At 59.9% G+C, this 1,058-nt stretch carries 1 protein-coding gene; it reads left to right on the top strand.

Going from position 1 to position 1,058, the window contains the following annotated elements; genetic code table 11:
- Positions 1-88: 88 nt before the first annotated feature.
- Positions 89-1,043 (top strand): IS630 family transposase gene (locus tag C6W91_RS21125; protein WP_370571609.1). Its coding sequence is split into 2 segments (ribosomal slippage): positions 89-427 and positions 429-1,043, totalling 954 coding nucleotides; the frame shifts between segments, so codons are not numbered across the junction.
- Positions 1,044-1,058: the final 15 nt, after the last annotated feature.

The raw sequence follows: 1,058 nt of genomic DNA, 5'->3' as shown, positions 1-1,058 counted from the left end.
TAGAGCATGTCGCCTCTGACCAGATTCAGGATTCCCCTGATGTTGTTCCTATGATTTCATGTCTTTCAGGCAGATATGGGGGGCAGAGATGGGCAAACCGCATCCTGTTGAGTTGCGTGAACGTGCCGTGCGGCTTGTCGAGCAGGGTAACACGCACACAGAGGCGGCGCGGCGGCTGTGCGTGTCAATCAAGTTCGTCAACGACATGGTGCGGCTCAAGCGCGAGACCGGCTCGCTCGCGCCGAAACCTCAGGGCAATCCCGGGCGCGGTAAACTAACCAGCGTCAAAGGCTGGGTGGAGAGCCGGATCACGGCGCAACCCGATCTGACGATTGACGAATTGACCGCGGAACTGGCCGCGAAACACGGGGTGAAGGTGCATCGCTCGTCGGTCGGTCGGCTGCTGCTCAGGCTCGGGCTGTCACACAAAAAAAGACCTGCAAGCCCTTGAGCAGAAGCGTCAGGACGTGGCCGATCTGCGCCGCATATGGATCGGCAAACGCCAGCCCTTCATGGCCAGACATTTGGAAAGGCTGGCTTTCATCGATGAGACATCGCTCAAGACGAACATGGCCAAGACCACCGGCTGGGCCCCGCGCGGGCAACGCCTGGTCGATCACGCGCCGTTCGGGCATTGGCGCACCCAGACCTTCATCGGTGCCCTGCGCCATGACCGCCTCGATGCCCCGTGGGTGATCGATGGCGCAATGAACGGCGAGTTGTTCGACCTCTATATCGAGACCCAGCTGGTGCCGACCTTGCGTCCCGGCGACGTGGTCATCCTCGACAACTTATCGAGCCATAAGAGCCCCGGCGCAGCCAAGGCCATGCGAGATATCGGCGCGTGGTTCCTGTTCCTGCCGCCCTACAGTCCCGACCTCAACCCGATCGAGATGGCCTTCTCAAAGCTCAAGGCCCTGATCCGAAAGGCTGCAGCCCGAACCTACCATGAACTTTGGCAGGCTGTCGGTCATGTCTGCGACCTCTTCACCGACGAGGAATGCTACAACTTCTTCAAGGCCGCAGGATACAAAACCGATTAAACGCGACACGCTCTA

Origin of the sequence: Phaeobacter sp. SYSU ZJ3003, from assembly GCF_041300735.1 — a bacterium.
Classification (GTDB): Bacteria; Pseudomonadota; Alphaproteobacteria; order Rhodobacterales; family Rhodobacteraceae; genus Phycobacter; species Phycobacter gallaeciensis_A.
The sequence above is the reverse complement of the archived record's forward strand: the minus strand, read 5'-3'. Positions and strand labels throughout refer to the sequence as shown.